Genomic DNA, 26,327 nt, shown 5'->3' with positions numbered 1-26,327 from the left:
GAAATATATAGACAATTAAGAAAAGACATAGGCAGCATACTTCGAGAATTAATGCTCAAGAAAAGGGATAAACCATAATAGAAGCAGAGTTATGTCCAGATCATATCCATATGCTGGTAGAAATACCACCAAAGTACTCAATATCACAAATAATGGGATATTTAAAAGGAAAAAGTTCACTGATAATATTCGATAGACACGCAAACCTAAAATATAAATATGGCAACAGACACTTTTGGTGTAGAGGATATTATGTAGATACAGTAGGAAGAAATGAAAAGAAATAAAAGAATATATACAAAATCAATTAAAAGAAGATTATTACACTGACCAAATAAGTATAAAAGAATACTATGACCCGTTTACGGGAGAGTCAGTAAATAAAACAATAAAAAACTGCTTAAGCAGTAGTTGGGATAGTGGTGCATGTGACAGAATACTCGACAGCCCCAATAGGGGCGTGCCGGTATTCGCGCCTTATAGGCGCTGTGCAAACTACCAGCTAAGCTGGTAGTTTGATTAATTGAAAATTTTAATAAGGAGAAAATAATGAAAACAAGAACAATAACACAAGCGTCATTTTTACTTGCTATAGGAACAATACTTCACTTGATACCAGGCTTTGTAGGAATGGTAAAGCCAGATTTTATGCTAGTGTGCGTATTTACAATTATAATTTTAAATAAGGATTTGAAAACTGCCCTTCTAGTTGGGGTAGCTGGGGGAATTTTGGCAGGAATTACCACAAATGCACCGGGAGGATTTTTACCAAATTTTGTAGATAAGATTATTTCATCCTTGTTTGTATATGTAGCTGTTAAATTTTTGGAAAAAATAAATATGGAAAATATTTTTACAATTGGATCTTTATATTTTTTAGGAACATCAATTTCTGGTCTTGTATTTTTATCATTGATGAACCTAGCAGGAGCCCTTCCTGAAGGTATGGGATTAGGATTAATGTTTGTAAGCTTAGTTATACCAACAGCAGGTGTAAATATTTTTGTAGGATTATTTTTTGATAAGATAATGAATATGTACAATAGAAAGCTAGCAATGACCATAGGATAATCGAGGTAAAACCGTACAAAAAGTATAAAATTTAAAATAAATTTGTAGATAAATGGAGTCATTTTATTTTAAGATATCCTAAAAAAATGCTTTATTATCGAAAACACCCCAAAAGGGTGTTTTAAATTGCTAAATTTTATTTTTTCTTATAAAATATAAGATGGTGAAAAAATATGAGAGAATTTAGTAATGAATTAAAAAAAATAGTTATAAAAGTTGGATCTTCTTCCGTAAGCCACGAAAACGGTGGAGTAAATATCGAAAGAATAGAAGATTTGGCCAAGGAAATTGTAAATTTAGAAAATAAAGGAATCAAAGTTATCTTGGTTTCATCAGGAGCTATAGCAACAGGATCTAATAGACTTAATGTTAAAAGACCGAGAAATGATATAAGTAAGAAACAAGCTACAGCTGCTGTTGGTCAAGTAACTTTGATGAATACTTTCCTAAAAGCCTTTGCAGAATATGGTTATTCTATTGGGCAAATTCTTCTTACAAGAATGGTAGAAACCGACAAGGTTATGAATGTTAATGCAAAAAATACCATAAACGACTTGTTGGAAATGGGAGTTATTCCAATTGTAAATGAAAATGATACGATTTCAACTTACGAAATAGATTTTGGGGATAATGATACCCTATCATCAGTTGTAGCAAGATTAGTAGATGCAGATTTATTAATGCTTTTATCAGATATTGATGGGCTTTATACTGATGATCCAAGGATAAACAAGGATGCAAAATTAGTTAAGGAAGTTAATATAATTGATGAAAAATTAAGGGCAATGGGAAAAGATTCTTATTCAAATATAGGTACTGGTGGAATGGCTACAAAAATAAATGCGGCCAACCTTTGTATGGAAAAAGGAATTGATACTATAATTGCAAATTCGAATGATTTGAAAAATATAAGAAAAATTGTGAAAGGTGAAGAAATTGGAACAATCTTTAAAAGAAAAACTAATTAAAATGGGAGAGCTTTCCAAAAAGGCAAAAAAAGATTTTGTAAAGCTTTCAACAAAAGATAAAAATAAAATTTTAGAAAATATAAAAATTTCTCTAGAAGAAAATAGACAAAATATACTTGCTGCTAATAAAAAAGATTATGATAAGGGCCTTTCAAATAATATGGCAGAAGGCCTTCTTGATAGGCTAAAACTTGATGATGATAGAATTGATTCAATGATTTTATCGATTGATCAAATGATAAAACTTCCAGATCCAATTGGAAAAATGACAGATGTGAGAACTCTTGAAAATGGACTTTTGCTTGGAAAAAAATCAGTTGCAATAGGATCTTTGGCAATGATTTATGAGGCTAGACCAAATGTAACCTTGGATGCATCAATTCTTGCTATAAAATCATCAAATACCATAATTTTAAGAAGTGGAAAAGAAGCTATAAATTCTTCTCTTGCAATAGCAAAAGCTATCAGAGAAGGAATAAAAAATACAGGCTTTGATGAAAATATTGTCCAAATAATTGATGATACAAGTAGGGACTCATCAACAGGACTTATGCAATTAAATGGCTATGTAGATTTATTAATTCCAAGAGGGTCTGCATCTTTGATAAATGCAGTTGTAAAAAATGCAAGTGTACCAACTCTTGAAACAGGAGTGGGAAATTGCCACTTATATGTTGATAAATATGCTGACATTGAAAAAGCCTTAAAAATATTTGAAAACGGCAAAACCCAAAGAATAGGAGTGTGCAATGCCCTTGAAAGCTTGGTCGTTCATAAGGATATAGACCAAAGTTTTTATGATGGACTAAATAAAATAGTAGAAAAATACAAATTAAAAGTCCATGCTTGCAAAAATTCGATAGAAAAAATAAAAGGAGCAATGCCTGCAAGCGATGAAGATTATGGAAAAGAATATTTAGACTACGAATTTTCAGTAAAAGAAGTTCAAAATATAGATGAAGCAATAGACCACATTTATAAATATTCCACAGGACATTCTGATGCAATAATCACAGAAAAAATAGATAAGGCAAATAAATTTGTAAACCAAGTTGACTCAGCTTGCGTTTATGTAAATGCCTCAACAAGATTTACAGACGGTTCAGAATTTGGCTTTGGAGCAGAAATAGGAATTTCAACTCAAAGACTTCATGCAAGAGGACCAGTTGGATTAAATGAACTTACAACTTATAAATATGTAATTTTGGGAGAAGGGCAAATTAGGGAATAATCTTTTTTAAGATTATTTTAGAAAATTAAGTTTAATTTTTTAATAAATTACTGTTCTTATTTAATCCTTCGTTATTAAGGGGACAAATTAGGGGACTTCCGATTGTCCCCACAATTTTTCCCCTTAAACCCCTTTTAACGAACCCCCTTAACCGGCCCTTGCAGGGAGCAAAAATCAGAAAGAAACTTGCGTTTCTTTCGTTTTTTATAGACTTATGTCGGATTTTACTTTTCTAATTTATTAAAATTTTTAATTGGATAAATTGTAAAATAAAAATATATCCCATCTCGACCGACTGTAAGGAGTGGAGAGATCTCAAGATTTTTTTCTCTAATAATTCACTTAAATTTATAATTATTTTTAAACAGCAGTCAGTATAAAAATCTGAAAGAAGCGTCAGCTTCTTACAAAACTAGCTCCATGCAATGGTCGTTTGCAGGGGGGGCAAAAAGTGGGGGTCGTTAGGGGGAGGAAAAAGGGGGAGAATCGAAACTCCCCCATTTCCTCCGCCCTAACATAACGAAGAATAATTTTAATACATTAATAAATTTTAAGATAAATAATATATTTTTCTATAAGGAGGAAATATGAAAATTGGTGTTATCGGCATTGGCAATATGGGTTTTGCTATTGCTAAAGGTCTTTTGGGTAAAAATGAACTTTTTTTGTCTAATAGGGGATCTAATTTAGAATTTTTTAAGGACAAAGATGTCTCTATTATGGAAAATAGGGAAGTTATAGAAAATTCTGACTATATAATCTTGGCAGTTAAACCAAATTATTATGAGGATGTAATAGATGAGATTAAAGATTTATTGGATAATAAAGTATTTATTTCAATTGCAGCAGGTTTTACTCTTGAAAAACTTGAAAATTTATTGGGATCTGATAAAAAAATTGTTATGACCATGCCAAATACTCCTGCATCTGTTGGTGAAGGTATGTCAATTCTTTGCCCAAATTCAAAAGTAAGTGAAGAAGAATTTTCAAATGTTTTAGCAATTTTTTCATCCTTTGGTAAGGCCATAAAAATTGACGAAAATCAATTTGATGCGGCAAGTATTATAAATGGTTGTCTTCCTGCTTTTGTAGATTTATTTATGGAAGCCATATCTGATGGGGCTGTTTTTTGTGGCTTAAAAAGGGATATTTCTTATAAATTAATTGCCCAAACTATAATAGGCTCTGCAAAATTAATGCAAGAATCAAAAGACCATCCAGGACTTTTAAAAGATAAGGTAACAAGTCCTAAAGGAACAACAATAGAAGGAGTAAAGGCCTTAGAAGAAAATAATTTTAGGGCAGGATTGATAAAGGCTGTTGAGGCTTCATTTAATAAGTCTAGAAACATGTAGGTTAAATTCATGGGATTTTAAAAAATTCCCATGATTTTTTTATCAGCAAAAATAATACAAGAGATCTCTCGACAGGCTCGAGATGGGTTGATTTTTTATGGAGTTAATTGCTTAAGGAAATAATTTTTTTGAATTTCAATTTATAAATTTATCAAATTTTAGATTAATAAATTTTAAATAGATGGATAAAACTATTATTAAAACTTTAGCAATTAAAAAAATTCAACAATTACCCATATCGACCAGATAAATATGCCTTGATTTGGCATATTTATCCCTAAAACTAGTGCAGATTTATAACCGTTGATTTCGGTTATAAATCCTGAAAACTAGTGCGAAAGCACGGAGGAATTTGCGAAGCAAATGAGTTTTCATAAGCACGGAGAAATTTGCCTAGCAAATGAGTTTTAGTGTGGAGAGATCTCTTTTATTGACTTTGATTTTTATTCTTATTTTAATAGCTATTTAAATTTTAAAAAACACAATTTATTAATTTAAATCTATTCCCACTTGATTTAGGGGGGATATTTTTTTGGAAATTATTTTACTTCAGTGTATAATTATTACAATAATATATTAAAGTAAAGGAGTTATTAATGAAAAAATCGTTAGCTATGAAAATTTTACAAGATCACCTCCTACAAGGTGAGCTTAAAAGTGGGAATGAAATTGCTCTTAAAATTGATCAAACTTTAACCCAAGATTCTACGGGAACCATGGCTTATTTGCAACTTGAGGCTATGGATATTGAAGATGTAAATACTGAAAAATCTCTTGCCTACATAGACCATAATATTTTACAAGAGGGATTTGAAAATGCTGATGACCATGAATTTATAAAATCTGCTGCAAATAAATTTGGCATAACTTTTTCAAAAGCAGGTTGTGGAATTTGCCACCAAGTTCATTTGGAACAATTTGGAAAGCCAGGAAAAACTTTGTTGGGTTCAGATTCTCACACTCCAACAGGTGGTGCCTTGGGACAAATTGCAATTGGAGCAGGGGGACTTGATGTTGCTGTTGCCATGGCAAAGGGATTTTATTTTGTAAAGGTGCCAAAAATTTATAATATAAAACTTAATAATTCCTTGAAAGATTATGTAAATGCCAAGGATTTAATTTTATATATTTTGGGTCAATTATCTGTAAAAGGTGGAACAGGATATATAATGGAATATTCTGGAGAAGGTGTAAAATCTTTGTCTGTAACCGACAGGGCGACAATTTGTAATATGGGAGCAGAACTTGGGGCAACGACTTCAATTTTCCCGTCAGATGAAAATACTTTAAAATATTTAACAAGCCAAAACAGAAAAGATCATTATAAAAAATTAGAGGCAGATGAGGATGCTTTTTATGATGAAGTCATGGAAATTGACTTGGAAAAAATCGAACCTGCTGTGGCAAAGCCTCATTTTCCAGACAGGTATCAAAAAATTTCTGAAATGGAGAAAATAAAAATCGACCAAGTTGCAATCGGATCTTGTACAAATTCATCCTACATGGACATGATGAAGGTTGCATCAATTCTTGATGGAAAAAAAGTTCATCCTGATGTTTCCCTTGTAATTTCTCCTGGCTCTGCCACAATTTTGGAAAAATTATCAGAAAACGGGGCCCTTGCAAAAATGATTAAGGCAGGAGCGAGGATTTTGGAATCAGGTTGTGGGCCATGTATAGGCATGGGCCAAGCTCCAAAAGCTGGTGGAGTTTCTCTAAGATCTTTTAATAGAAATTTTAAGGGAAGATCTGGCACAAGAGATGCCAAAATTTATCTTGCAAGTCCAGAAACTTGTGCGATTTCTGCCATAAATGGCTACATATCAAATCCAAAAGACGCTCATTTTAAAAAAGATTTTGACGATAATATTATTTTTGATCATACTGACGCCTATTATATAAAAAGAGAAGAAGATTTATCAAAAAGAGTTAAAGAAACTGTAAAGGGAAAAAATATCAAGCCATTTCCAAAGGCAAGGCCTGTTTCTGAAATAAATACAAAAATAATTTATAAGGCGGGCGACGGAATTACGACTGATGATATTTGCCCATCAAATGCTAGACTTTTACCATTTAGGTCAAATATAGAATATTTATCAGAATTTGCCTTTACAACAAAAATCGATGATTTCAAAAAAAGAGCAGAGGAAAATTCTGGAGGAGTAATTGTTGCAGGCATAAATTATGGCCAAGGCTCATCAAGAGAGCACGCAGCCCTCATTCCTCTTTATTTAAATATAAAAGCAGTTATTGCCAAATCTTTTGCAAGAATCCACAGGTCAAATTTGATAAATAATGCAATTTTATCATTAGAATTTGAAAATGAAAAAGATTATGATAAATTATCTGAATTTGATAATATTCAAATAAAAAATATAGATAAGTCTTTAGAAAGTGGAAAATTTATTTTAGAAGATTTGGACAAGGGCATAAAAATTAACCTTAAGGGAGAATTTTCTAAAAGGGAAATTGAAATATTAAAAATGGGTGGCTATTTAAATTATGCCAAAAATTTAGAATTGGAGTGATTATGAAAGTAACTTTGATAAAGGGAGATGGAATCGGTCCTGAAATTTGCGATTCTATGAAAAAAATTTTAAAGGCCTTGGGCTCAAAGGTTGAATTTGAAGAAGTAAATGCTGGAGCCAGCGTTTTTGAAAAAGAGAAAACCTTTATACCAGATGAAGTTTTTAAATCAATTGAAAAAAATAAAATTGCCATCAAAGGTCCAATTACAACTCCAATTGGTCATGGTTTTAGGTCAATTAATGTTGAACTTAGGAAAAAATATGATCTTTTTGCAAATATTAGGCCAATTAAATCAATAAAAAATATAAATACAAAATATGAAAATGTCGATATGGTGATTTTCAGGGAAAATACTGAAGACTTATATATGGGACTTGAAGAAAAAATATCTGATGACGAATTTCATTCAATAAAGGTAATTACAAGGAAAAAATCTGAAAGAATTATAAGGGCAGCATTTGAATATGCCCGAAAATTTAATAGGAAAAAAGTTACCATAGTTACCAAGGCAAATATAATGAAATTTACTGATGGTTTGTTTTTAAATGTGGGACGAGAAATTGCAAAATCTTTCCCAAATATAGAATTTGAAGAGCTTTTGGTTGATAATACTGCCATGCAAATGGTACAAAATCCAAATAAATTTGACGTCATTGTTACTGAAAATTTGTATGGGGATATTTTGTCAGATTTAGCAGCTGGCCTTGTCGGTGGACTCGGTTTAGTTCCTGGAGTAAATAAAGGAGAGGATATATCAATTTATGAGTCTGTACATGGATCTGCTCCTGATATTGCTGGGAAAAATATGGCAAATCCTATAGCAATTTTACTTACAGCATCCCTTATGCTTGATGACATAGGAGAGGAAAATTTATCTAAAAAATTAAGATTATCCATTGAAAAAACCATGGAGAATAAGAAAAACCACACAAGAGATTTGAAAGGAGAGGCTAGCTTAGATGAGATAACACAAGCTATAATTAAAAACTTGGGAGATGATTATGAATAAGGAAAAATTAATAGAACTTTCTTGGCAAATTAAAAAAGAAAATACAATTGAAAAGGAGATTTACGATAAATATTCTATAAAAAGAGGGCTTAGAAATAAAAATGGTACTGGAGTCTTGGTTGGAGTGACCAAGGTTGGTGATGTATCAGGCTATAAAATTAAAAATAAAGAAAAAATTCCATGTCATGGTGAGCTTTATTATAGGGGCTATCCTTTAACTTCTATGGTGGCTGATTTTAATAAGAAAAAAAGACTTGGCTTTGAAGAAGTGATCTACCTTTTATTATTTAATAAACTTGCAAATAAAAAAGAACTCGAGGATTTTAAAAATATCCTTGTTGAAGAAAGAAAGCTTCCAGATAAATTTTTTGAAGATACAATCCTAAATCTTCCAGGAAATAATATTGTAAATATAATGATGAGGTCAGTCCTTTCTCTTTATTCATACGATGAAAATCCTGATGATACAAATACTTTAAATGTTTTGTCTCAATCACTTTCTTTAATTTCAAAAATGCCTCTTATAGCAATTTATTCCTACCAAGCAAAAATTCATAAATTTGAAGGAAAATCCCTAATAATTCATAAGGAGGATAAAAATAAGTCTATTGCTGAAAATATTCTTTCTATGTTAAGGGCAGACCAAAAATATAAAAAAGAAGAGGCAGAAATTTTGGATTTATTATTAATAATCCATGCAGAACACGGAGGAGGAAATAATTCTGCCTTTGCAACCCACGTTGTTTCATCATCAGGAACTGATACATATTCTGCAATTTCCACAGGTCTTGGTTCTCTCAAAGGACCAAGACATGGGGGAGCAAATTTAAAAGTAAGTCAAATGCTTGATAATATTAGGGGAAATTTAAAAAATTTAGAAGATGAAAAAGAAATAAGAAATTATTTGGAGAAAATTTTGGACAAAAAGGCCTTTGACCAAAAGGGGTTGATTTATGGTTTGGGCCATGCAGTCTATACCCTTTCAGATCCAAGGGCAGTTTTATTAAAAGAGAAGGCAAGAGAGCTTTCAAAAATTAAAAATAGGCAAAAAGATTATGAATTTATAGAAAAAATTGAAAAAAATGGGGGAGAAATTTTGATGGAAAGATTAAATAAATCCTATCCAATTTGTGCAAATGTAGATTTATATTCAGGATTTTGCTATGAAATGCTAGATATTCCAAAAGATTTATATATTCCAATTTTTGCCATAGCAAGAACAGTTGGTTGGTCAGCCCACAGACTTGAACAAATTGAAGATTCAAAAATAATAAGACCTGCCTACAAGTCTTTAAGTCAAGCAAAAAAATATTTATCAATGGATGAAAGGTAATTTGTCCCAAATCTTGAAAGATGATATTCTAAAAGGGGAGGGAAGATGAATATTTTAAAAAATTATTTTAAATTTATATTAAAACAAGATGTAGATTCTAAGAATTCTTCCAAGGCTTTTATCCTTGTTAGAATATTATCTTTTTTAATTGCAGGATTTTTTACTTGGGGACTTTATTATTTATTAGATAGGTACAATCTTAATATTTTTGTAAAATACCTAATCTTAATTTATGCAAGTCTTGCATTTTTTACAACCCTACCTTGTAAAACTATTCAAATGAGAGAAGATGAAAATAAGCTAAGTTCATGGATTCCAAATTTTGGATTTTATAATAGTCTTGCAACTTTAATTTCGCCTATTTATTTGTTCAAATACTGTAAGGTCCTTCAAAAAAACAAGGAGAATTAAAAAATTTTGCAAATTAAATAAATTTGTCCTATAATAAAAATAGCTAGGGGTGCTTTTAGCTGAGAGATGGAATTTCCATTAACCCTTTAAACTTGATTAGGTTAAAACCTGCGTAAGAAAGCGATGATTATTAAAAGAAGTTTAAAGACCCTAGTGAAGGGTCTTTTTTTTGATCCTTACAAATGTCTATTTATCTATGTGTCGAACACAAATGGGGCATACCACCTCGGGTATGGTTTCTATTTGTGTTCTTTTTTTTAGGAGGTGAATATGGTTTTAATAAATGGCAAGGAAGTAAAAATAAAAAATGAAATTTCCTTGTATGAATTTTTAAAAGAAAATAAATTTGATCCTCATTTTGTGGCTGTTGAAGTCAACCAAGAGCTTGTAAAAAGAGAAAATTTTAAAAATTTTCTTGTAAAAGATGGCTACAAGGTGGAAGTTTTTTCCTTTGTTGGAGGAGGTTGATTTGGATTTAAGGGATAAAATTTTAAAAAGACAAAAAAATGATGATAACCAAATATTTAAAAATTCTAAAGTTTCAATTTTAGGTTGTGGGGGACTTGGCTCAAATGTTGCCATGATTTTGGCAAGGGCAGGCATTGGAGAAATTTATTTGTATGATTTTGACAAGGTTGAATATTCAAATTTAAACAGGCAAAATTATAAAATTTCTGATATTGGAAAAGAAAAAGTCCTTGCAACAAAAAAAATAATCGAGGAAACTATTCCCTATACAAAAATTCATGCAAAAAATATGTTTTTGGATGAAAAAAATATGGATGAAATTGTAGAAAATACAGATTATTTTATTGAAGCTTTTGATAATAAAGAGTCCAAGGTCATGGCATTTGATTATTTTTCAAAAAAGGAAAATAAATTTCTTTTCACTGCATCGGGCATGGCTGGACTTGGGGATATTTCAGATATTATGGTTAAAAAAATAAATAATATCACCATGGTTGGTGATTTCAAATCAGATGCAAATAAGGATGGCCTTTATCTTGCCTATGTTTCAATTATGGCAAGTCTTGAGGCTCTTGAGTGTTTGAAAAAAATAAGGAAGGATTATTATGGAAGATAAGTTTATACTAGGTGGAAAAGAATTTAATTCAAGATTTATTCTGGGTAGTGGAAAATATTCTGTGGATTTAATTGATGCTGCTGTAAAAAATGCAGAATGTGAAATGATTACAGTTGCCCTAAGACGAGCAAATACAAAAGATGTGGCAAATATTTTAAATTATATACCAAAACACGTTACAATTATTCCCAATACTTCTGGAGCAAGAAATGCAGATGAGGCAATTAGAATTGCAAGACTTGCAAGAGAAATGGGATGTGGAAATTTTGTAAAAATTGAAATTATGAGAGATAGCAAGTATCTTTTGCCAGATAATGATCAGACTTTGAAAGCTACAAAAGTTTTGGCTGATGAAGGCTTTGTTGTTCTTCCTTATATGTATCCAGATTTAAATTATGCAAGAGATTTAAAAGAAGCAGGTGCTGCTGCAATAATGCCACTTGCGGCTCCAATTGGATCTAACAAGGGACTTGTTACAAAAGAATTTATAAAAATAATTATTGATGAAGTTGACCTTCCAGTAATTGTTGATGCAGGAATCGGTCTTCCAAGCCAAGCCGCAGAGGCAATGGAAATGGGAGCTGCTGCAATTATGGCAAATACAGGAATTGCCAGTGCATCTGATATTACAAAAATGGCAAGAGCTTTTAAGCTTGGAATAGAAGCAGGTCGTCTTGCAAGACTTTCAAAACCAGGTAGGGTTTTAGAAAAAGGTGCTGATCCATCATCACCACTAAGAGATTTTTTTGATTAAGATGAATATTAAAAAAGTTACAGATTATTTTCCAGAAATGGATATAATCGATTCTCATATAAAAACCGAAGTTTTAGATAATTACGAAAAAATAAAAATAAAAATGTAAGTGATTCTGATATCATTGCAAGTTTAGAAAAAGATAGACTTGATGAAGAAGATTTTTACAATCTTTTATCAGACAAGGCCCTTAATCATTTAGAAAAAATGGGAGAGCTTGCAAAAGATAAGAGGGTCAGATATTTTGGAAATAATGTTTGTCTTTTCTCGCCGATTTATATAGCAAATTATTGCGAAAATTCTTGTAGGTATTGTGGATTTAGGGCAAAATCTGATATAAAAAGGGCAAAATTAAATTTTGAAGAAATTGAAGAAGAAATGAAGGCTCTTTCAGATACTGGAATTGAAGATGTTTTGATTTTAACTGGAGAAAGTCAAAAATTTTCATCAGTAGACTATATTGCTAAATCTTGCCAAATTGCCAAAAAATATTTTAAAACAATAGGAATTGAAGTTTATCCTGCAAATGTAGATGATTATAAAAAATTAAAAGAAGCAGGGGCAGATTTTGTTACAGTTTTTCAAGAATCATACAATCCAAAAACATATGATTTTTATCATCCATACGGCCACAAAAGGTCTTGGGTTTATAGGATTGACACTCAAGAAAGGGCAATGATGGCAGGCTTTAGGGGAGTTGGATTTGGAACACTTTTTGGATTAAATGATCCAATAGAAGAAGCCTTCAAACTAGGTCTTCACGCTCAAAAAATTCAAAAAAAATATCCTCACGCAGAAATAGCAATTTCTCTTCCAAGGATTAGACCAACTCACGGGGCAGATGAACTTAAATTTTTTGAAGTAAATGATAAGAAATTTTTCCAAATTATGCTTGCCCTAAGAATATTTTTACCATTTGCCTCAATAACTCTTTCAACAAGAGAAGACCGTGATTTTAGAAATTTGGCAGTAAAATATGCAGCAACAAAAATTTCTGCATCAGTAGATACATCAATAGGCCACAGGTCCAAAAAATCCCAAGACGAAGGCGACGAACAATTTGAAATTGCAGACAATAGGTCTTGTGAGGATGCGATAAAAGATTTAAAATCAATTGGCATGAGCCCAGTTTTTACTGATTATATAAATGTTTAGGAGGCTTTATGAAAAAAAATAATTCACTTCTTATAATGCTTACTCTTTCAATGTTTGTTACAATTGGAGTTGTTATTTCACCAATTTTAAGATTTGAAGGCTTTGCACCTACAGCTCACTTTGTAAATATTGTTTGCTCAGTATTTTTGGGGCCTTGGTATTCACTTTTAAATGGATTAATAACTGCCTTTTTGAGAATGAGTTTTCTTGGGATTCCTCCTCTTGCCATAACAGGGCAAGTCTTTGGGGCAGTCTTATCTGGAATTTTTTACAGAAAATCCAAGGGATCCTTGCTAGCAGCTGTTATTGGAGAAATTTTGGGAACTGGAGTAATAGGCGCTCTTGTTTCTTACCCTGTCATGAAATTATTTTATGGAACAGGGGATATAACTTGGTATTTTTACCTTCCATCATTTATAATCGCAACAATTTTGGGAGGATCTGTTGCCCTAATTTTTTTAAAAACTTTACAAAAATCAAAAGTTTTGTATACCATACAAAAAAAACTGGGAGTAAATGTATATGATAAATCTAAGAAAAATTCTATCAAATAGAGATTTAGTAAGGGAAAAATCTCCCTTGATTCATGCTATTACAAATCCAATAGCCATAAATATGGTAGCAAATGCTATTTTATTTCAAGGAGCCAAGGCAATTTGTGCCGAGCATCCTGATGAAATGGAAGATATAGTAAAAATTTCTGATTCTCTATCAGTAAATCTTGGAAATATTACAGATTCAAGAATAAAATCAATAGAGCTTGCTGTAAAATTTGCAAATAAAAAAAATATTCCTGTAATAATTGATTTAGTTGGAGTTGGAGCTAGCAAGTTAAGGTATGATTTTGCAAAAAAACTTTTAGAAAATTACAAATTTTCCCTAATAAAGGGAAATGGGTCAGAAATTTTAGCTATAAGTGGAAATGATTCAAATGCCAAAGGAATAGATGTTGGAGAAAAAGACAAAACAAATGGAGAAAATATTGAAAAATTTATTGAAATTTCAAAAGATCTTTGTCAAAAATATCAAACTAGTGTTTTAATTACTGGAAAAACTGATATTTTAGTAGGTGAAAAAGAATATTTCTTGATAGAAAATGGTTGTGAAAACTTATCAAAAATCACAGCCACAGGCTGTATGCTAACAAGTTTAATTTCAACTTTTTTATCCGTTTGCGATCCAATTGAAGCTTCAATTTTGGGACTTTTGATTTTGGAAATTTCTGGGGAAATTTCTGATAGGAAAGAGCTTTATAGCTTTTTTGTAAATTTAATGGATAATATTTCCATTATAAGTGATGATGAAATTTGTAAAAGAGCAAAAATAAGAGAGGGAAAATTTTGAAAAAATTATATTTGGTAACAAATTCAGATAAATATACTGAAGAAGAATTTTTAAAAAGAATAGAAGATGCTATAAAAGGTGGAGTTGATATCCTTCAATTAAGGGAGAAAGAAAAAACAGACCTTGAGATTTTAAATTTGGGAAAAAAAGTTAAAAAAATCTGCGATGAATATAATATTCCTATGCTAATTGATGACAAGCCCCACCTTGCTTGGGCTCTTGGATGTGGTCTCCATGTGGGAGCAGATGATATGCCAATTTCACTTTGTAGAAAACTTTTGGGAAAAGATACTTTAATTGGAGCTACTGCAAAATCAGTAGAAGCTGCAAAAAAAGCCCAAGAAGATGGGGCTAATTATTTGGGTGTTGGGGCAATTTTTGAAACAAAAACCCACGTAAAAACCAAAAGAACCTCAGTTGAAACTTTCAAGAAAATAAAAGAGGCAGTTGATATTTATGTATATGCAATAGGTGGTTTGAATATTGAAAATGTAGACATATTAAAAGATTCAAAAGCCGATGGAATTTGCGTTGTAAGAGCAATAATGGATGCAGAAGATGTATATCAAACAAGTTTTGATTTAAAAGAAAAAATTCAAAAGTTATAAAAATAAAAATCACCCCTATCGAGTGTTGAAATTTTTATATGACAAGGAATTTATGAAATAAAAAGCTAAATAAAACCAAGAGATCTCTCGACAAGCTCGAGATGGGCTAATTTTTGATTTATTTTTAAGCTAAAGTTTAATTTATGATTTATAAGAAATATTAAAATAAAATTCAAATTAAAAACTAAGTTAGACCAATAATATTACTCAAATTTCAAATAATAAATAATTTTAATTACTAAAAAACTTTAGTAATTAAAAAAATCCAACCAAAACCCATCTCGACCTGATAAATATGCCTTGATTTGGCTTATTTATCCCTAAAACTAGTGTGAAATCAAGGGAAAATTTGCAAAGCAAATTGGTTTTAGTGTGGAGAGATCTCTTTATTAATTAAGTCAAAAATCTAAAATTATTCGAATAAATATTTACAAAATAATATTTCCAAGCTTATTGTTTATTAACAAAATCAAGCAAAATGTTATCTATCGATTCAACTTCTATATATTTTATTTTCTTAATATCAATTTCAAATTCATCATAAATTTCTCCCGAATTTTGGTCAACTGCATCAATTATGGCAAAATTATCGCCTATTTCTTTTACATATCCACAAATTAATTCGTAATAATCTAAATTTTTTCCTATATTTATTATTTTTCTATTATCTTTAGCGTATTTTATAATATTATAGAAATCAGGCTCATTTTTAAAAACCTCGCTATCAGATTTTCCTATACTTATTGACTTCCAGTATTCATTGTAAATTTTTAATTTTTTTAAAAAATCTGATTTTTCATTTATTTGGACCAAGTCTTTTGAAATCAAAGTATAACCATCAAACCTTCCTTGGTCATCTAGGTTATTTATCAAAATCTTTTCATAATCTTCATATAATAAAAATCCATAGGCAAAGGATGATTCTTTATCTAATAATTCTACTAATTTATTTTCCATAATTTCCCCTTTTTTATTTTATTATACTAAATTTAGGCAAAATAAAAAGCAGAAAAATCCTGCTTTTATCCCATATATCTTTTTAAGAAATCTTTGGTCCTTTGATTTTTTGGATTTGTAAAAATTTCTTCTGGAGATCCGTCTTCTAAAATTATTCCTTCATTCATAAATAAAACCCTAGTTGAAACTTCTCTTGCAAAGTCCATCTCGTGAGTTACAACAATCATTGTAATTCCCTCTTTGGCAAGTTTTGTCATAACTTCCAAAACTTCTCCAACCATTTCTGGGTCAAGGGCACTTGTTGGCTCATCGAATAATAAAACTTCTGGATCCATGCAAAGGGCTCTTGCTATTGCAACTCTTTGTTTTTGTCCACCAGAAATTTGTGATGGTTTTGCGTTTACATATTGGTCCATTCCAACGAGTTTAAGAAATTTTTTGGCCTTTTCTTGGGCCTTGTCCTTTGAAATTTTCAAAACTTTTTCTTGGCTTAGGGTGCAATTTTCTAAAACTGTTTTGTTTTCAAATAAGTTAAAATTTTGAAAAACCATACCAACTTTTGTCCTATAAGCCCTAAGGTCGAATTTTTTTTCTAAAATATTTTCATCTTTGTACAAGATTTCTCCACTTGTTGGCTCTTCTAATAGGTTTAAACATCTTAAAAGGGTAGATTTTCCTGATCCTGATGATCCTATTATTGTAACTACTTCTCCCTTTTGAACTTCAATATTTATATCTTTTAAAACTAAATTTTGTCCAAATTTTTTCTCTAAATTATTTACTTTAATTATACTAGGCATTGAGTCCTCCTGTTGCAGATTCAAGTACAAATTCTTTGTTATTTAGTCTTCTTTCAAGTAACAAGATAATTCTTGTTGTTACAAAGGTTAGGATAAAATAAATTATAGCTGTTATCAAATATGTTTGGAAAATTTGATAAGTTGAACCTGCTATAGATTTTGAAACAAAGAATAATTCTGTTACACTGATTACGTTTAATACTGAGGTATCTTTTATATTTACCACAAATTCATTTGCAATTGCAGGTAAGATTGATTTTATTGTTTGAGGAATCACTACATTAAACATGGTTTGTGAGTGAGTCATTCCTAGAGCCTTACAAGCTTCAAATTGTCCCTCATCAACTGAATTAATTCCACCTCTAACAACTTCTGATAAATATGCTCCAGTATTAATAGAAACAATTATAAAGGCTGCAAGCATGGTTGACATATCAATTGCCAAAAATTGTTTTGCTCCATAAAAAATTAGGATTGCTTGAACCATCATAGGAGTTCCCCTAAATATTTCAATGTAGGCAGCAAGAATAAAGTTTATTATTTTTTGTAAGACATATCCAACAATATTTTTATTTTTATCAACATTGGTTTTTCTAATAACCGCAACTACAAGGCCTATAAAAAATCCTATTATTGTTGAAATTATTGAAATAAAGAGTGTTGAAAAAATTCCGTTTATAAATAGGGAAGAATACTCAGTCCAAATTTCTTTCATTTGTCCAAAAAATGAAAGTTTTTCTCCATCATTTTCAGAAAGTTTTACCATCTCTTCCATGATTTTATCTTGATCTTTAGTATTCATTTCAGATAATATTTTATTAATTTCATCCTTCATAGGAGAATTTTTCCTAAGACCTACAGCAATTGAAGTATCTTCTGATGAAGTTTCAAATCCCTTGCCCTTTTCAAATTCTACATATCTTAAGTCATTATTTGCAGAAACAGCTGACATTGCCCCAGGCTTTTCTGAAACATAGCCGTCAATATTTCCTGATTTTGTAGCAGAAATCATTGAAGGGAATGATTCCATAGCTGATTGTTTATTAAGTCCATCAATTTGATCTAGTACTGTGTAATGGAAAGTATTTAATTGACCAGTAAGTTTTGCATCCTTAAAATCTTTTAAAGATTTTGCCTTAGCAAAAGGAGAATCCTTTTTCAAAACAACAACCAAATCTGAAACATAATAAGAATTAGTAAAGTCAATTTCTTTTTTTCTTTCAGCAGTAGGACTCATACCTGCAATAATTGCATCAATTTTTCCACTAGTAAGGGCAGGTGGAAGTCCATCCCATTCAGTCTTATAAATTTCAAGTTTTTTTCCAAGTCTATCGGCAATTTTTTTTTGCAATTTGAACATCGTATCCATTTGCATACTCACCCTTAGAATTTTTTATCTCAACAGCACCATTAGAATCATCAACTTGAGAAAAGTTAAAAGGTGCATAATTTACTTCCATTCCAACTTTAAATGTGTCCTCATCAGCATGTGAAATTTCCATTGTAAAAACAAAGGCAAAAACAAAAGCCATAAGAAAGTTTAGTAATTTTTTCATTTTCTCCTCCAAAAATTTTCTTTTCATATTTTAAGAATAAATATAAAAACGGTCCTCATCCCTAAGGGACGAAGACCGTGTTACCACCCAAATTTAATATTTTTTCACAAAAATATCCTTATTAAGTACAAAATATACTTTCAAAGGATCCATTAAGAAAGTACAAAATTATACCCCTTTGCTATAACGTGCAAAATACGATATCGAATCAAACTATCCTCGATACAACTCTAAGTCTTTATTCACTAAGATTATAAGATCTTTTTTCAGCAAGTAAAGATTCTCTGTGCATATAATTTATTAGCTACTCTTCTTTTCAAAGTTTTTATATTTAATCTTAAGCTAATAATACATCCTTAAATTACATTTGTCAAATAAATATTTATATTTTTATATGAAAAAATATAAGGCTTGCCTATTTATTTATAAACTTTTTTACCACACAATTTAATTATAAGATAGGTTAGAAAAATTAAAGATTTAACAAATAGAAAAATATTGAAAATATAATATAATATACTTGTTAGAAATCTTGAAAGGAGTTAGAAATGACAGAAAATAAAATGAATTTAGATAAATTTATAATAAAACCAAAAGAAGGTTCAAAAATTAAAAAACTATAGCAGTTATGTCAGGTAAGGGAGGAGTTGGAAAATCTTCTGTAACAAGTATGCTTGCAGCTAAACTTTCAAAAAATGGAAACAAGGTTGCAATCTTAGACGCAGATATTACAGGCCCATCAATCCCACAAGCATTTGGCATAGAAGATAGTGTAAGAAGTCTTGAAGATGGAACTTTGATTGCACCAGAAAGTAAGGGTGGAATCAAAATTATGTCTATAAATTTAGTTTTACAAGACAAATCAGCACCAGTTGTTTGGAGATCATCAATAGTAAATAATGTTTTAAAACAATTTTATACAGATGTAGCTTGGGGAGAAATTGATTACTTATTAATAGATATGCCTCCAGGAACAAGTGATATTCCACTTACAGTTTTCCAATCCCTAAATATTGATGGGGTAGTTGCAGTTACAACCCCACAAGATCTTGTAGGAATGGTTGTAGAAAAATCATTAAACATGGCAAAAATGATGGGAAAAACAACTTTGGGTATTGTTGAAAATATGTCATATTTTAAAGCCCCAGATACTGGAAATATCTACAAAATTTTTGGAGAAGGATCAACAGAAAAAACAGCAGAGAAATTTGGAATTGATACAGTTTCAAAACTTGCAATAAATCCAGAAATAACAAGCCTAATTGACCAAGGAAAAATAGAAGATTTAGATGAAAAAGACCTTGATAATTTAGTAGAAAAAATTGAAAATCTATAAATTTAAAGGAAGAAATTATGAAAAAAATATTAAAAAATAAGTGGATTTTAGGCTTATTATTTGCAATAATCCTATCTATTCCACAAATTTCAAAAGCCAATGAAAATTTTGATTCAACAAAAGAATCTTATATGTACGGAATTGGCTTAAACCAAAATCAAATCAACCAAGTTAAAGATAAATTAGGACTAACAGATGATATAAATATGGCAAGTGTAAATGGAGCTGATTGTGAAAAATATTTGGGATATAGGGCAAATGACTATGATATGATTTCATCAGTTTCAGTAAAAAAACTTCCAAAGGGAAGTGGGATCAAGGTAGAAATTCTAACGCCAGAAAATATATCATCAATTACACAAAGCCAATACACAAATGCAGCAATAACTTCAGGAATTACTGATGCACAAATAAAAGTTGCAAGTCCAAAAGTTGTAACAGGAGAGTCTGCCCTTGTAGGAGTTTATAAGGCAATAGAATTATCAGGGGAAAAAGTTGACACACAAAGTACCCAAACAGCCCAAGAAGAACTTGGTACACTTAAAAAAATAAGTGATGAAAACCAAGAAAATGGATCTTTCGATAAGGACAAACTTGACCAAGCAGTTGCTGAGGTAAAACAAAACTTAAAAGAATATAAAGATCAAAATGGATCACCTGCAGATAGCAAGCAAATTCAAGTTTTCATCCAAGATGCTCTAAAAAATGTAAATATGGGGGATATACTTTCAAATAATAATATACAAATTCTTGTAAACTATTTTGAAAAATACCAAGAAAGTCCAGCAATTGATAGCAAAAATGTAGAAGAAAACCTAAAAAAATTCGCAGGAAGTATTACAGAAAAAGGAAAAAAATTCTACCAAGACAATAAAGAAGACATAGATAAGGTTGGAAATGATATAAAAGAATCTGGCCTTTGGGATAAGATATTACAATTTTTCAAAGATTTATTCTCATCATTTACAAGTTCAGATAATAGTAACAATTCAAGCAATTAAGAAATCGGGAGATATTTCCCGATTTTTTTATCCCCACTCCATCGGGGTCCATTGGGGACGTTCATTATTGGACCACTTACTTATTAAAATATTTTAAATATATTATAACAATTAAAAGCTTGGGTATATAAATAATAATGTTATAAAATTCATATTTAAATTTTTAGGAGAAGGATATGGCTCGTTTAGCTAGAAAAATTCAAAACGGAAATATTTTTCATATAATGACAAAAGGTATAAATCGTGAAAAAATTTTTTCAAAAAAATCTTATAAAGAAATGATTCTAAATTTATATTTTGATGAAAAATATGATTGGAAAATTTATGCTTATGCAATAATGGATAATCACACTCATTTTTTGGTATATGTAAAGGAAATCAATGATTTATCAGAAATAATGAAGAGCATAAATGTTAAATATTCAAGGTTTTATAATTTTGTAAACGACAGAAATGGTCATTTATTTCAAAATAGGTATAAATCAGTGGAGATAAAATCTGATATGCAATTATTTGAAGTTTTAAGATATATTCACAATAATCCAGTTTTTGCAGGGATTGAAAATGAACTTGGTAGGTATGAATTTACTTCATATAAAAATTTTTTTATAAGAAATATTAATTATCCAATAGATAAGGAATTTGTAGATAAAGTTAGAGATAATTTTAAAAATCAAGAAAACTTTTATGATTTTCACAAGGAAAGATTGTTCTCTTTAGAGATGGATACAAAAGAAGATATAACTTTTGCTCAAAATTATATTATGAAATACATAAATGCAAAGAATTTAAAAAGAGAAGAATTAATTGAATATGGGAAAAAATTAGTAAATCTAGGCTTTAGCAAAAGATTTGTAGGGGAAAAATTAAAAATATCTAGGAGAAATTTGTAAAAACAATAACAAAATTAAATATTAAATAAAAGTACCAAAGTTGAGCGTCCCCAATGGGTGGGAAATCAGGAAAAAATTCCCGATTTTTTTAATACCATCCTCTAAGTTTCATTGCTTGAGCAATTCTTTTTATTGCAAACATATATGAAGCTTCTCTTAAGTCAGTCTTGTATTCTTCTTTTATTTGATAAATTCCATCAAGGGCTTTTTTCATATCCTTAACTTGTTTTTCTTGAACTTCATCTTTTGACCAATAATTTCCATATTGATTTTGAATCCATTCATAGTATGATACCAAAACGCCACCAGAATTTGCCAAGATATCGGCTATAACTTCTATATTTTTTTCTTTAAGAATCTTGTCAGCCTCAGGGGTTGTAGGTCCATTAGCACCTTCTGCTATTAATTTTACATCTAAATTTTTAGCGATTTCTTCAGTAATAATATTTTCAAGAGCTGCTGGAATTAATATATCAAATTTTGTCTTCCAGAATGTTTCATCAGATATTTTTTCAGCATCAGGATATCCTGCAAGAGTTTTATTTTCCTCCCTATATTTTTGCAAAGATTCATAATCAAATCCATCTTCTGAATAAAGAGCAGAACGTCCACATTCTTCGCTTTCATCTCTTATAGAAAGATATTTAACCTTTGCTCCTTCTTCTATCAAATATTTTAAGGTGTAGCTACCAACATTTCCAAATCCTTGAAGACCAATTTGAGCATTTTTTAAATCAAGTCCCATTTTTTTTGCTACATATTTTGTTGTGATTACCACTCCATAGCCTGTAGCTTCACTTCTTCCAAGACTTCCTCCAAGAACTAATGGTTTTCCAGTGAAAGTTCCAAGGTCTTCTTTATCACCATTTAATTTTATGTATTCATCTGTAAAATATGACATTATATTCCCATTTGTATTTACATCTGGGGCAGGAATATCAATTCTTTCTCCTAAATATTTATAAAGACCTCTTATATATCCACGAGATAGACTTTCAAGCTCTCTTTCAGATAGTTTTTTTGGATCAACTGTAATTCCACCTTTTCCTCCACCATAAGGAATAGCCAAAAGTCCTGCTTTTAAACTCATCCAAGTTGAAAGAGCCTTAACTTCTTCAGCATTTACATTTTGATGAAATCTTACTCCACCTTTTGAAGGGCCTAGGGCATGGTTGTGAGCTGATCTGTATCCCTTAAATACTTTCAAAGACCCATCATCCATTTTTACTGGAATGGAAATTTCTATAAATCTTTGTGGATCTTTTAAAATTTCATAAACAGCTGGATCTAGTTTTAGTTTTTCACAAGCTTTTTTAATTTGTATCTGTGCTGCCTGTAACGGATTTAATGTGTCTGTCATTTTTAACTCCTTATAATTACAAATTAATTTGAATAAATTTTAATATTTTAACTTATTATAGCACTATTTTTTTTATCATACAATAAAAAAATGCCCTAGGGACGTTTTTAATTTTTATTAATCTTCAATTAATCTTTTTATAATTATTGGGTTTCCAATTCCTGATGTTATTATTCCATCTCTTGGATTTGCAGCATGGACTATTCCACCTTGGCCGTCAGCTATGGCAACATGGGTAATATTTGACATGCTTGTTCCAAAAAACACCAAGTCTCCTGCTTTTTCTTCTCCAAGATTTATGGTTTTTCCGTAATCTGCTTGGCTTTGGGCAAAATGAGGAAGACCAATTCCAAATTTTCCATAAACTTGTTGGGTAAAACCAGAACAGTCAACTCCATTTGTAAGACTTGTTCCACCCCAAACATAAGGATTTCCGATGAAATTTGTTGCAAAATTATAGGCCTTAGATCCTATATCATCGCCATCAACTGTATAGTAAACATATTCAACTTCATCACCAGAATCATCATAAGCTTGGTCATTGCTGTCATTTTCTTGATAAATTCTATTTATTTCACCTTGAACTTCTTTATTTTTTTCATCAACAGGATATAAGCTTAGGTTGTTTCTATCAAGATAATCCATATATCTTTTTATAGAATCATATATTTTTTTGTACTTATCCTTTATCTTATCCAAGTCTTTGGAATCTTTTTTGGAAAGGTCAGATTTGTCAATTTTTATAAATCCTGTTTTATCTCCTTTTTTTACCTTAATAAAATCCTTATCAGAAAAATTTACTAAAATTAATTTTTCATCTTTTTTAAAATCAGAAACTTCTTTTGATTTTTCGTCAGCTTTTTCGTATATTTTTCCCTTATCTAGGGTTTTTACGTCATCTAAAACATAAAACCAACTCTTTCCTACATAACCTTTCTTATCTTTAAAGTCTATCTTATACCAATCATTATCTTCTTCTTTTATTTCATAAACATCAGGATAATCAATCCCTCCTAATATTTTAGAATTATTAGAACTAGATCCACTTTCTCTGATATTTACCCCTTCTGTAATATCATAATTTATAATAAGACCCTTAGCATGTGCTCTAGTTTTTGGAGCAAAAAATTGAAATGCCAAGATTCCCGACAATAATATAATAATTTTTTTGTTTTTTCTCATTATCCCATCCTTAAATTATTTAAATTTCAACTATTATTAATTTATCATTATATTGATAAGGTGTCAATTATTTAAATTTAACTTGTAAGATATTTATATAAATATTTTATATAAAACCATTTATTAAAAATTTAATTAAATTGTGATATAATAAACTGAACAATTTTTTAAAATTTAAGAAAGGTAGAAGGATGAATTTAAAAGAATTTGGAAACTTAGCTTTTGACAAAAAAACAATGAAGGAAAATGTACCCTTTCCTGTTTATTTAAAATGGAAAGAAGCTGCAAGAAATAATGATATTCTTGATAGGGAAACTGCAGATTCTATTGCCCATGCTATGAAATCTTGGGCCCTATCAAAAGGAGCAACTTCTTATACCCACTGGTTTCAACCCCTAAATGGAAAAACTGCCAATAAGAAAACAGCTTTTTTAAATAGGGATGATAAGCACAATCCAATAAATAGATTTTCTGGAAAAGAATTGATAAAGGGAGAGCCAGATGCATCCTCATTTCCATCAGGTGGAATGAGATCGACCTTTGAAGCTCGCGGCTATACATATTGGGATTTAACAGCAAATTCTTTTATAGAGGATAAGGTCTTATATATTCCATCAGTTTTTGTTTCTTTTTATGGGGAAAAACTTGACAAAAAATTGCCCTTAATTGAATCAATGAATAGGGTAAGCAAGTACGCAAGTCCAATTTGTAACTTATTTTTGAAAGATGAGAAAACTTACAGGGTAAAATCCAAGGTTGGTCTTGAACAAGAATTTTATTTGATAGATAAGGAATTTTTTGATAAGAGAATTGACCTTGAATATTGTGGAATGAGCCTTGTTGGCCGTGATCCGATGGTTGAAAAAGAAATTATCTCCCACTATCTAGGAGCAATTCCTCAAAGGGTCAATGATTTTTTTGAAGATGTAAATGAACAATTATATGATTTGGGAATTTATATGGAAGCTGAGCATAATGAAGTTGGGCCAAATCAATTTGAAATAGCAATAATGTTTGAAAATGCAAATATTTCAGTTGATAACAACCAATTGTTGATGCATATTTTGGAAAAAACTGCCATTAAACACAATTTATATTGCCTATTAAAGGAAAAACCTTTCAAAAATATGGCAGGAAGTGGGAAACACAACAATTATTCACTTGCAACAAATTATGGAAAAAACTGTTTTTCACCTGGAAAAGATCCAAAAAATAACCACCTATTCTTGCTATTTTTATCAGCTATGATAAAAGTTTGCAATAAATATCAAAACCTAATAAGACTTTCCTCATCATCAGTTTCAAATGACTATAGACTTGGTGGAAATGAAGCTCCACCATCAATAATTTCTGTATTTATTGGTAAGGATTTGGAAAATATCCTAAAATCTATAGCAAATGATGAAGAAATCAAAGATATAAATAATAAGGTAAAAATTCCTCATCTTGGTGAAATAGTAACAGACTCATCAGATAGAAATAGAACTTCACCAATTGCCTTTACAGGAAATAAGTTTGAATTTAGGATGTTAGGATCTTCAAAATCAGCAGCAGATTTAAATACAGTAATAAACCTTTCAATGGCAAGAGTCTTAAAAGAATTTTACCAAAGACTTGAAGGTAAAAATGATAATGATTTAAAAGATGAAGTATATAAAATTGTAAAAGAAACTTACAAAGAAAATTCAAGAATACTTTTCCAAGGTGATGGTTATTCTAAAGAATGGATAAAAGAAGCAGAAAAAAGAGGCCTTGATAACCACAAAACCTTCTTAGATGCCCTAGTTTTTGCAAAAAAAAATTCATCATATGACCTATACAAAGATGAAAAAATCTTTAGTCAAAAAGAAATAGATTCAATAATAAATGTAGAATTTGAAGAGATAACAAAGTTTTGCCAGCAAGAACTAGAAGTTTTATCCAATATGATCTATCAAGAAATTCTTCCTTCAGCAATGAAAGAAATCAAAGAAATAAAATCCTACCTTTCATTCTTAGACAATGAGAAATTAAAAGAAAAAGCAGAAAGAATAAATAAAAATGTAGAAATACTATTAGCATATGGGGATAAAATCAAAGAAATTTTAAAAGACTTAGATAAAATAAAAAGTCAAGAAGAAAAAGCAATATTCATCCAAGAAAAAACAAGAAAAATAACAGATCAAATAAGAGAAATAGCAGACAAACTAGAAAATGAAATTTCAAGAGAAAATTACTCTATGCCAAGATATGTTGATATGTTGAAATCTTTATAAATTTTTAAAAAAATTAGAAGCTTGAAAAAGCTTCTTTTTTTGTTATTCAAGATTAAATTATTATATTAAATTAATTCTTCGTAATGTTAGGGCGGAGGAAATGGGGGAGTTTCGATTTACATGTTAACTTAATTT

22 protein-coding genes, 3 pseudogenes and 1 riboswitch are annotated in these 26,327 nt (G+C 30.1%); of the genes and pseudogenes, 20 read left to right on the top strand and 5 right to left on the bottom strand.

The features are described 5' to 3' along the window. From tnpA to thiE, 16 genes and pseudogenes are all read left to right on the top strand, one after another. Positions 1-385, top strand: a pseudogene (gene tnpA / locus ANHYDRO_RS09545) (IS200/IS605 family transposase); the annotation flags it as partial. Between the two features lie 164 nt (positions 386-549). Beyond that, complete coding sequence (locus tag ANHYDRO_RS01715) at positions 550-1,071, top strand: tryptophan transporter (RefSeq protein WP_004812835.1); 522 nt, start codon at positions 550-552, stop codon at positions 1,069-1,071. Between the two features lie 173 nt (positions 1,072-1,244). Beyond that, positions 1,245-2,039 (top strand): glutamate 5-kinase, encoded by a 795-nt coding sequence (gene proB, locus ANHYDRO_RS01710; protein WP_004812834.1) that lies wholly within the window; start codon positions 1,245-1,247, stop codon positions 2,037-2,039. Then, positions 2,008-3,270: a glutamate-5-semialdehyde dehydrogenase gene (locus ANHYDRO_RS01705; RefSeq protein WP_004817200.1), complete on the top strand. Its 1,263-nt coding sequence runs from the start codon at positions 2,008-2,010 to the stop codon at positions 3,268-3,270. The genes proB and ANHYDRO_RS01705 overlap by 32 nt, the downstream gene beginning before the upstream one ends. Positions 3,271-3,857: 587 nt before the next feature. Then, positions 3,858-4,625 carry a pyrroline-5-carboxylate reductase gene (proC, locus tag ANHYDRO_RS01700; RefSeq protein WP_004812832.1) on the top strand — a complete coding sequence of 256 codons (768 nt, stop codon included), beginning with the start codon at positions 3,858-3,860 and terminating at the stop codon, positions 4,623-4,625. 596 nt (positions 4,626-5,221) lie between these two features. Next, entirely contained in the window at positions 5,222-7,153 is a 1,932-nt protein-coding gene (locus ANHYDRO_RS01695) for an aconitate hydratase (protein WP_004812831.1), read from the top strand. 2 nt (positions 7,154-7,155) lie between these two features. After that, positions 7,156-8,163 carry an isocitrate/isopropylmalate dehydrogenase family protein gene (locus ANHYDRO_RS01690; RefSeq protein WP_004812830.1) on the top strand — a complete coding sequence of 336 codons (1,008 nt, stop codon included), beginning with the start codon at positions 7,156-7,158 and terminating at the stop codon, positions 8,161-8,163. Further along, positions 8,156-9,496, top strand: a complete 1,341-nt coding sequence (locus ANHYDRO_RS01685) for a citrate synthase (RefSeq protein WP_004817698.1) — start codon at positions 8,156-8,158, stop codon at positions 9,494-9,496. Before ANHYDRO_RS01690 ends, ANHYDRO_RS01685 begins: the two co-directional genes overlap by 8 nt. A gap of 45 nt (positions 9,497-9,541) precedes the next feature. After that, positions 9,542-9,907 (top strand): hypothetical protein, encoded by a 366-nt coding sequence (locus tag ANHYDRO_RS01680; protein WP_004812828.1) that lies wholly within the window; start codon positions 9,542-9,544, stop codon positions 9,905-9,907. Between the two features lie 35 nt (positions 9,908-9,942). Next, positions 9,943-10,043: riboswitch (TPP riboswitch) on the top strand. Between the two features lie 134 nt (positions 10,044-10,177). Continuing rightward, a complete protein-coding gene (gene thiS / locus ANHYDRO_RS01675; RefSeq protein WP_004812827.1) occupies positions 10,178-10,375 on the top strand; it encodes a sulfur carrier protein ThiS in 198 nt (65 codons plus the stop codon). Between the two features lies 1 nt (position 10,376). Then, the gene (gene thiF / locus ANHYDRO_RS01670; RefSeq protein WP_039913735.1) at positions 10,377-10,991 is read left to right on the top strand and encodes a sulfur carrier protein ThiS adenylyltransferase ThiF; all 615 of its coding nucleotides are present in this window, start codon (positions 10,377-10,379) and stop codon (positions 10,989-10,991) included. Then, positions 10,981-11,745 (top strand): thiazole synthase, encoded by a 765-nt coding sequence (locus ANHYDRO_RS01665; protein WP_004812825.1) that lies wholly within the window; start codon positions 10,981-10,983, stop codon positions 11,743-11,745. Before thiF ends, ANHYDRO_RS01665 begins: the two co-directional genes overlap by 11 nt. 1 nt (position 11,746) lies before the next feature. After that, a pseudogene (gene thiH / locus ANHYDRO_RS01660) lies at positions 11,747-12,900 on the top strand (2-iminoacetate synthase ThiH). Positions 12,901-12,908: 8 nt separating this feature from the next. Continuing rightward, a complete protein-coding gene (gene thiW / locus ANHYDRO_RS01655; protein ID WP_004812823.1) occupies positions 12,909-13,454 on the top strand; it encodes an energy coupling factor transporter S component ThiW in 546 nt (181 codons plus the stop codon). After that, positions 13,423-14,244, top strand: a complete 822-nt coding sequence (thiM, locus tag ANHYDRO_RS01650; RefSeq protein WP_039913733.1) for a hydroxyethylthiazole kinase — start codon at positions 13,423-13,425, stop codon at positions 14,242-14,244. The genes thiW and thiM overlap by 32 nt, the downstream gene beginning before the upstream one ends. Beyond that, entirely contained in the window at positions 14,241-14,852 is a 612-nt protein-coding gene (thiE, locus tag ANHYDRO_RS01645; protein WP_004812821.1) for a thiamine phosphate synthase, read from the top strand. Before thiM ends, thiE begins: the two co-directional genes overlap by 4 nt. A gap of 450 nt (positions 14,853-15,302) precedes the next feature. Here thiE and ANHYDRO_RS01640 read toward each other — a convergent pair whose 3' ends face one another. The 3 genes and pseudogenes from ANHYDRO_RS01640 to ANHYDRO_RS01630 form a co-directional block, all read right to left on the bottom strand. Then, positions 15,303-15,809, bottom strand: coding sequence for a hypothetical protein (locus ANHYDRO_RS01640; RefSeq protein ID WP_004812820.1), 507 nt, complete (start codon positions 15,807-15,809; stop codon positions 15,303-15,305). A 65-nt stretch (positions 15,810-15,874) separates the two neighbouring features. Continuing rightward, entirely contained in the window at positions 15,875-16,609 is a 735-nt protein-coding gene (locus ANHYDRO_RS01635) for an amino acid ABC transporter ATP-binding protein (protein WP_004812819.1), read from the bottom strand. Next, positions 16,602-18,165, bottom strand: a pseudogene (locus tag ANHYDRO_RS01630) (ABC transporter substrate-binding protein/permease). Before ANHYDRO_RS01630 ends, ANHYDRO_RS01635 begins: the two are co-directional and overlap by 8 nt. A 628-nt stretch (positions 18,166-18,793) precedes the next feature. On the opposite strand from ANHYDRO_RS01630, the gene ANHYDRO_RS01625 reads away from it, so the two are divergent. From ANHYDRO_RS01625 to ANHYDRO_RS01615, 3 genes are all read left to right on the top strand, one after another. Next, positions 18,794-19,501 carry an Mrp/NBP35 family ATP-binding protein gene (locus tag ANHYDRO_RS01625; RefSeq protein ID WP_004812816.1) on the top strand — a complete coding sequence of 236 codons (708 nt, stop codon included), beginning with the start codon at positions 18,794-18,796 and terminating at the stop codon, positions 19,499-19,501. 17 nt (positions 19,502-19,518) lie between these two features. After that, positions 19,519-20,502: a DUF1002 domain-containing protein gene (locus tag ANHYDRO_RS01620; RefSeq protein WP_004812815.1), complete on the top strand. Its 984-nt coding sequence runs from the start codon at positions 19,519-19,521 to the stop codon at positions 20,500-20,502. Positions 20,503-20,678: 176 nt separating this feature from the next. Then, positions 20,679-21,395 (top strand): transposase, encoded by a 717-nt coding sequence (locus tag ANHYDRO_RS01615; RefSeq protein ID WP_004812814.1) that lies wholly within the window; start codon positions 20,679-20,681, stop codon positions 21,393-21,395. An 88-nt stretch (positions 21,396-21,483) separates the two neighbouring features. On the opposite strand, the gene ANHYDRO_RS01610 is transcribed toward ANHYDRO_RS01615, so the two are convergent. Both ANHYDRO_RS01610 and ANHYDRO_RS01605 read right to left on the bottom strand, forming a co-directional pair. Next, positions 21,484-22,755 (bottom strand): Glu/Leu/Phe/Val family dehydrogenase, encoded by a 1,272-nt coding sequence (locus ANHYDRO_RS01610; RefSeq protein WP_004812813.1) that lies wholly within the window; start codon positions 22,753-22,755, stop codon positions 21,484-21,486. Positions 22,756-22,872: 117 nt separating this feature from the next. Next, positions 22,873-23,937 carry a C40 family peptidase gene (locus tag ANHYDRO_RS01605; RefSeq protein WP_004812812.1) on the bottom strand — a complete coding sequence of 355 codons (1,065 nt, stop codon included), beginning with the start codon at positions 23,935-23,937 and terminating at the stop codon, positions 22,873-22,875. 191 nt (positions 23,938-24,128) lie between these two features. On the opposite strand from ANHYDRO_RS01605, the gene ANHYDRO_RS01600 reads away from it, so the two are divergent. Next, positions 24,129-26,192, top strand: a complete 2,064-nt coding sequence (locus ANHYDRO_RS01600) for a glutamine synthetase III domain-containing protein (protein WP_004812811.1) — start codon at positions 24,129-24,131, stop codon at positions 26,190-26,192. The last annotated feature ends 135 nt before the right edge of the window (positions 26,193-26,327 follow it).

Source organism: Anaerococcus hydrogenalis DSM 7454, assembly GCF_000173355.1.
Taxonomy (GTDB): Bacteria; Bacillota; Clostridia; order Tissierellales; family Peptoniphilaceae; genus Anaerococcus; species Anaerococcus hydrogenalis.
Note: the sequence above shows the minus strand (reverse complement) of the source record. Positions and strands in the feature narration are given on the sequence as shown.

What these genes read in the sequence shown, in the direction of transcription:
- ANHYDRO_RS01715 (WP_004812835.1), top strand. Translation starts at nt 550, where the DNA reads ATGAAAACAAGAACAATAACACAAGCGTCATTTTTACTTGCTATAGGA.
- proB (WP_004812834.1), top strand. Translation starts at nt 1,245, where the DNA reads ATGAGAGAATTTAGTAATGAATTAAAAAAAATAGTTATAAAAGTTGGA.
- proC (WP_004812832.1), top strand. Translation starts at nt 3,858, where the DNA reads ATGAAAATTGGTGTTATCGGCATTGGCAATATGGGTTTTGCTATTGCT.
- ANHYDRO_RS01695 (WP_004812831.1), top strand. Translation starts at nt 5,222, where the DNA reads ATGAAAAAATCGTTAGCTATGAAAATTTTACAAGATCACCTCCTACAA.
- ANHYDRO_RS01690 (WP_004812830.1), top strand. Translation starts at nt 7,156, where the DNA reads ATGAAAGTAACTTTGATAAAGGGAGATGGAATCGGTCCTGAAATTTGC.
- ANHYDRO_RS01685 (WP_004817698.1), top strand. Translation starts at nt 8,156, where the DNA reads ATGAATAAGGAAAAATTAATAGAACTTTCTTGGCAAATTAAAAAAGAA.
- ANHYDRO_RS01680 (WP_004812828.1), top strand. Translation starts at nt 9,542, where the DNA reads ATGAATATTTTAAAAAATTATTTTAAATTTATATTAAAACAAGATGTA.
- thiS (WP_004812827.1), top strand. Translation starts at nt 10,178, where the DNA reads ATGGTTTTAATAAATGGCAAGGAAGTAAAAATAAAAAATGAAATTTCC.
- ANHYDRO_RS01665 (WP_004812825.1), top strand. Translation starts at nt 10,981, where the DNA reads ATGGAAGATAAGTTTATACTAGGTGGAAAAGAATTTAATTCAAGATTT.
- thiW (WP_004812823.1), top strand. Translation starts at nt 12,909, where the DNA reads ATGAAAAAAAATAATTCACTTCTTATAATGCTTACTCTTTCAATGTTT.
- thiM (WP_039913733.1), top strand. Translation starts at nt 13,423, where the DNA reads ATGATAAATCTAAGAAAAATTCTATCAAATAGAGATTTAGTAAGGGAA.
- ANHYDRO_RS01640 (WP_004812820.1), bottom strand. Translation starts at nt 15,809, where the DNA reads ATGGAAAATAAATTAGTAGAATTATTAGATAAAGAATCATCCTTTGCC.
- ANHYDRO_RS01635 (WP_004812819.1), bottom strand. Translation starts at nt 16,609, where the DNA reads ATGCCTAGTATAATTAAAGTAAATAATTTAGAGAAAAAATTTGGACAA.
- ANHYDRO_RS01625 (WP_004812816.1), top strand. Translation starts at nt 18,794, where the DNA reads ATGTCAGGTAAGGGAGGAGTTGGAAAATCTTCTGTAACAAGTATGCTT.
- ANHYDRO_RS01620 (WP_004812815.1), top strand. Translation starts at nt 19,519, where the DNA reads ATGAAAAAAATATTAAAAAATAAGTGGATTTTAGGCTTATTATTTGCA.
- ANHYDRO_RS01615 (WP_004812814.1), top strand. Translation starts at nt 20,679, where the DNA reads ATGGCTCGTTTAGCTAGAAAAATTCAAAACGGAAATATTTTTCATATA.
- ANHYDRO_RS01610 (WP_004812813.1), bottom strand. Translation starts at nt 22,755, where the DNA reads ATGACAGACACATTAAATCCGTTACAGGCAGCACAGATACAAATTAAA.
- ANHYDRO_RS01605 (WP_004812812.1), bottom strand. Translation starts at nt 23,937, where the DNA reads ATGAGAAAAAACAAAAAAATTATTATATTATTGTCGGGAATCTTGGCA.
- ANHYDRO_RS01600 (WP_004812811.1), top strand. Translation starts at nt 24,129, where the DNA reads ATGAATTTAAAAGAATTTGGAAACTTAGCTTTTGACAAAAAAACAATG.